The sequence below is a fragment of the Zoogloea oleivorans genome, assembly GCF_008107625.1.
GTDB classification, from domain to species: domain Bacteria; phylum Pseudomonadota; class Gammaproteobacteria; order Burkholderiales; family Rhodocyclaceae; genus Zoogloea; species Zoogloea oleivorans.
On record NZ_SDKK01000060.1, the window covers coordinates 1 to 4,378 of the forward strand.

The following is a 4,378-nucleotide window of genomic DNA, read 5'->3' on the forward strand; positions in this document are numbered from 1 at the left end:
GGCATGGCCTACGGCCGCGAGACGCTGGGCTTGCGGGTGGCGGGCGTGGCGGCAGAGCGCAAGGCGGCGATGGTGGCCGAGGCGCACCGGATCGAAGATGAGTTTGGGCAAGGCCGCCTGCTGTGGGATCGCAGCGAGTTCAATTGCGCCGACGTGGTGGTGCGCATCCTGCGTGCGGGCGGCTACGACCGCTCGCCACCGCTGGGGCGGCGGTGGCTGCCGGTCATGCCGCTGGACATTTTCGAGGAAGCCCGGCAGACCTGCGAGGAAGACGCGTCCTTGTACATGGAACTGGTGGCCTACCGGCAGATACCGGGCGCCAACGCGGCCTATCGCTTCTCGCGTTTTCCGCTCTCGCTCGGGCAACCGCTGCGCTCGGTGGCGCGGGCGCTGCGCGAGGCGCCGCAAGAACCCCTCGAAGCGGCCGCGACCAAACAGCTGACCGGTTATTTCGGCGACCACCAGCTTTATTTCGAGGATCTGCGCGGCCACGGGGCTGGCGCCCTGGCCGACGATCCGGCGCATTTCAGCCGCGTGCAGCGCAGCTTGGCCGACGCCCTGGCGACCGACCTGCGGCGCTTGCTGGCGGCCCAAGCCAGACGGCCCCTGCGCGAGATCGGGCGTCTGGGTGAGCTTGATGGCGCCCAGGACATCCGGCGCCTGCTGGAGCGCAGCCTGGCGCTGGCGCGCATCGCCACCGAACGGGCCGACGAGGTGCTGCAAGACCGGGGGGCGCGGCGCATGCGGGCGCTGTTTACCGAACTCGTGGACGGGTACGGCCGGATCGGCGCCTGGCACCTGCGGCGCCAGGAGATCGAGGCCTATCTCAAGCGCTTCCAGGTCTTCGAAGCCGCCGTGGGGCGTGAATTCCCTGCCCGCCATGGCGCGCGGCTCGCGCGGGCCACGACGCTCCGGCGCTCACTGCGGTACGGTATCCGGCGTCTGTGCCGGCGCGTCGGTGGGCGGCACCGGCCCACGGGTCATGGGCCGGACAAGGGGGCAAGCCAATGAACGAACCACAAACCAGCAAAGCCCCGGCGGCAAGCCTGACGCCGCCCAAGCGGCCCCGGATCGGCCTGGCGCTGGGCAGCGGTTCGGCGCGCGGTCTGGCGCACGTCGGCGTGCTGCGCGCCTTGAAAGAGGCCAACATCGAGATCGACCTGGTGGCCGGCACCAGCATGGGGGCGGTCATTGGCGCTGTCTTTGCCTCGGGCAAGATTGACGGCCTGAGCGCCAGACTGCGCAATCTCGACTGGCCGGGCATCGTCGCCCTGCTCGACCCGGTGTTTCCCCGCTCGGGGCTGATCGACGGCCAGCGGGTCGCCGAATTCGTGCGCGCCCATGTGCCAAGCGCCCATATCGAGGGCCTGTTGCTGCCCTTTGCCGCGGTGGCCACCGACCTCATGACGGGAGAAGAAGTGGTGACCACGGCAGGCGACCTGACCGAAGCGGTGCGTGCCAGCATCGCCGTGCCCGGCATCTTTACCCCGGTGCGCAGCAACGGCCGCATCCTGGTCGATGGCGGGCTGGTCAATCCGGTGCCGGTGAGCGTGGCGCGCGCCATGGGGGCCGACCTGGTCATCGCGGTCGACCTCAACCACGACATCGTGGCGGGCCGGCTGTCCCACCCCGCCGCCCACGCCAATGGCAACGGCCATGGCCCCATCATGGCGCGCCTGCTGGAGAGCCTGCGGGCCATCAATAGCCCGGTGCTGGCGCAGTTCGAGGCCTGGCTGCACAAGCCCACTCTGGAGCCGCTACCAGGCATTTTCGAGGTGCTGCTCGCTTCGATCTACATCATGCAGGCGCGCGTCACCGAAGCCGACCTGCGGCAAACCCAACCCGACCTCCTGATCCAGCCGCCGCTGGGCGCGGTGCGCTTCATGGAGTTCGACCGCGCCGAAGAAATCATCGACATCGGCTACCGCAGCGCGGCCGAGCAACTGGCCCGCTGGACAAGAACGCCAACCCATGACTGACACGCATCCCATGAACTTCCCCGAGACCGTGATCGCCGGCGTCCACGCCGCCGTGGCGAGCACCCTGACCTGCGAGGCCGTGCCGGTCCGCGGCGCCTTGCGCCTGTTGCTGTTAGGCCAAAATACCCCTATCCGGGCACTGGTGACCTGCAGCCTCCATGCAGGGCAGCCTGGCATCGACGCCGGCACGGCGCTGGACCTGATCCACATCGGCCTGCAGCAGTTGCATGCCCACGTTGACGCGACGACCGGCGCGTCCGCGCTACTGGGCACCGGCGCCACCGTGCTGGCGGGTGACTACCTGACCACCGGGGCTTTTCGCTTGCTGGTGCGCTGCGCTGACCTGCAGGTCCTGGCCCTGGTTTCCGATGCGGTCAACCGGGCTTCGGAACTGGAGGCCACCCAACTGGGCCTGGATCCAGACGCCCGAGACGATCCGTCGCGGCTGTTGCAGACCCGGCAACAACTGGCGGCACCGCTGGGTGAGGCGGCCGGCGCCACAGGCGCCACCCTCGCGGGCTACCCGGAGCCGCTCGCCGGCACGGCCCGGCGTTACGGCCAATACCTTGTTTCAAGCCACGTTTTGCAACAGGAAGCCGATGCCATGGACATCTCCGAGGCACGCACGGCCCTGCAGGACGCCGCGCTCGATCTGTGCCGCCAGGCAAGGCGGGAAGCGCGGACCATCGCGGCGGCCACAGGCAATGGGCGCCCGCTCGAACTGGCTGAACTGATCGCGGCCAGCCTTGGCGCCAAGGCATCGGCATGCAAACCCAAAACTATTACCTCGACATCATCATGAAAGACCCTCTTGTGAAAAAAAGAAAAAACCTCCTCCTCTACTTGGCGCCGCTGGCGCTGGCCGCACTCCTGGGTGCTTGCGGCAAAGCGCCGGAGGCCCCTGCCGCATCAAATACGACCAGCCGCCCCCTGCCGGTCATGACCGCGTCCGCCGGGGCGCCGCTCGAATACACGGCGGTCGGCTCGGTGGTGTCGGACCAGCGCGTCGAGGTCGCCTCACGGCTGAGCGGCTATATCCGCGACATGCTGGTGCAGGAGGGTGACCGGGTGCGGCGCGGGCAGTTGCTGACCCGCCTTGACGCATCGGATGTGGAAGGCGGCATCCGCCAGGGCCAGGCGGCGGGCGGCGCGGCAGAGGCGGCGCTGCGCGATGCGCAGATTGACCTGGAGCGCTTCCAGCGTTTGTTCGAGCGCGGCAGCGTCTCGGACAACGAATTGCGCAAGGTGCGCCTGAAATTCGAGGCCGCGCGCGAGGCCCGTAACCAGGCGCGCGCCGGTCTCGACACGGCGCTGGCCCAGCGCGCCTACGCCGAAATCACCAGCCCGGTGGACGGCGTGGTGGTGGCGCGCCACAAACGAACGGGCGACCTCGCCCTGCCCGGCATGCCGCTGCTGACCCTGGAGTCGGGCCGCGGCCTGTTGTTCGAGACCTTCGTGGCGGAGGGCCAAGTCGCCGCCATCGCGGCCGGCCAGCCGGTGCAAGTCAACATCGACGGCGTGCCCGCGGCGCTCAAGGGCACGGTGAGCCGGGTGGTGCGCTCGGGCGACCCGGTCTCGCGCAGCTACCAGGTCAAGATCACCCTGCCCGAGACGGCGGGGCTGATGCCCGGCATGTTCGGGCGTGCGGCGTTCGGGCTCGGTGCGAGCCAGGCGCCATTGGTGCCCAGACAGGCGTTGGTCGAGCGCGGCGGGCTCACCGGTGTCTTCGTGGTTGATGCCGAAGGCCGGGCACGCTTTCGCTGGCTGCGCATAGCCCGCGAGTGGCCCGATCAGGTCGAGGTGAGTGCTGGTCTGGCCGCCGATGAGCGCTTCGTGGCAGCGGCTACACCGGCCCTGCGCGAGGGCGACCGCGTCACCGCCGCGAAGGAGGCGCAATGAGCCAGCACAAGCTCAACAGCGCCGGCCGCCTGGCGAATCTCTTTGTCACCTCCAAGCTGACCATTTTGTTCATGCTGGCCTGCATCCTGCTGGGGCTGCTGGCCGTGACGCTGACCCCGCGCGAGGAAAACCCCCAGATCGTGGTGCCCGGCGCCCAGGTATGGGTGACACTGCCCGGCGCCTCTGCCGAGGAGGTGGAGGAACTGGTGATCCGCCCGCTGGAGGGCATCGTCAAGCAGATTGCCGGCGTTGATCACACGTATGCGACCGCCATGAATTCGATGGGCGTGTTGATGGTGCAGTTCAAGGTCGGCGAGGACAAGGAAAAATCGCTGGTCAAACTCTACGACCGGGTGCTGGGGCAGCGCGAGCGCCTGCCTGCGGGCGCGGGCGAGCCGCTGATTCGCAGCGTGGATGTGGACGACGTGCCCATTGTCACCGTCACGCTGGCCTCCGAGATCTACGACGATTACGCCCTGATGTATAAAAATAATAAAGTT

4 protein-coding genes and 1 pseudogene are annotated in these 4,378 nt (G+C 68.5%); all 5 read left to right on the forward strand.

Annotated features, from left to right (window positions below; genetic code table 11):
- Window positions 1-1,011 (forward strand): annotated as a pseudogene (locus tag ETQ85_RS25480) (hypothetical protein); the annotation flags it as partial.
- Entirely contained in the window at window positions 1,008-1,979 is a 972-nt protein-coding gene (locus tag ETQ85_RS25485; protein WP_007182748.1) for a patatin-like phospholipase family protein, read from the forward strand. The pseudogene ETQ85_RS25480 and the gene ETQ85_RS25485, both read left to right, overlap by 4 nt.
- A complete protein-coding gene (locus ETQ85_RS25490) occupies window positions 1,972-2,781 on the forward strand; it encodes a polyprenyl synthetase family protein (protein ID WP_007182747.1) in 810 nt (269 codons plus the stop codon). The genes ETQ85_RS25485 and ETQ85_RS25490 overlap by 8 nt, the downstream gene beginning before the upstream one ends.
- Window positions 2,745-3,878 carry an efflux RND transporter periplasmic adaptor subunit gene (locus ETQ85_RS25495; protein WP_007182746.1) on the forward strand — a complete coding sequence of 378 codons (1,134 nt, stop codon included), beginning with the start codon at window positions 2,745-2,747 and terminating at the stop codon, window positions 3,876-3,878. Before ETQ85_RS25490 ends, ETQ85_RS25495 begins: the two co-directional genes overlap by 37 nt.
- The coding region (locus ETQ85_RS25500) for an efflux RND transporter permease subunit (protein ID WP_148581787.1) at window positions 3,875-4,378 on the forward strand (504 nt) is incomplete at its 3' end. The genes ETQ85_RS25495 and ETQ85_RS25500, both read left to right, overlap by 4 nt.

Coding starts and splice junctions, on each gene's coding strand:
- ETQ85_RS25490 (WP_007182747.1), top strand. CDS start 1,972: ATGACTGACACGCATCCCATGAACTTCCCCGAGACCGTGATCGCCGGC.
- ETQ85_RS25485 (WP_007182748.1), top strand. CDS start 1,008: ATGAACGAACCACAAACCAGCAAAGCCCCGGCGGCAAGCCTGACGCCG.
- ETQ85_RS25495 (WP_007182746.1), top strand. CDS start 2,745: ATGCAAACCCAAAACTATTACCTCGACATCATCATGAAAGACCCTCTT.